Raw genomic sequence first — 581 nt, forward strand, 5'->3', positions numbered from 1 at the left:
CGCATCTTCGGGGTCACGGCGACGCCGAACCGGGGCGACAGGAAGGGCCTGCGCGAGGTCTTCGACAACGTGGCCGATCAGGTTCGGCTGGGCGAGTTGATCGCCTCGGGCCACCTGGTGCCGCCGCGCACCTTCGTCATCGATGTCGGTGTCCGGGACGAATTGCGGTCCGTCCGCAAGACCATGTCGGATTTCGACATGGCGGAGGTGGCGGGCATCATGGACCGCGCCCCCGTCACCGACGAGGTGATCCGCCACTGGAAGGAAAAGGCGGGCGACCGGCAGACCGTGGTGTTCTGCTCCACAGTCGCCCATGCCGAACATGTCACCGAAGCGTTCAGGGCAGCGGGCGTTTCCGCAGCGCTGATCCACGGCGATCTCGCGGCCGAGACCCGCAAGGCGATCCTCGCCGACTACGCGGCGGGCATTATCCGCGTCGTCGTCAACGTCGCGGTGCTGACCGAGGGCTGGGATCACCCGCCCACGTCCTGCGTCGTGCTGCTGCGGCCCAGCTCCTACAAGTCCACGATGATCCAGATGGTCGGGCGCGGGCTGCGCACCGTCGACCCCGAGGAACACCC

1 protein-coding gene is annotated in these 581 nt (G+C 67.8%); it reads left to right on the forward strand.

All coding sequences use genetic code 11. The features are described from left to right. Nucleotides 1-581, forward strand: a 581-nt coding sequence (locus G5V65_RS22050; RefSeq protein ID WP_277602983.1) for a DEAD/DEAH box helicase, incomplete at both ends; no start/stop codon positions are given.

This window comes from Paragemmobacter kunshanensis (assembly GCF_011059185.1).
In the GTDB taxonomy this organism is placed as follows: domain Bacteria; phylum Pseudomonadota; class Alphaproteobacteria; order Rhodobacterales; family Rhodobacteraceae; genus Paragemmobacter; species Paragemmobacter kunshanensis.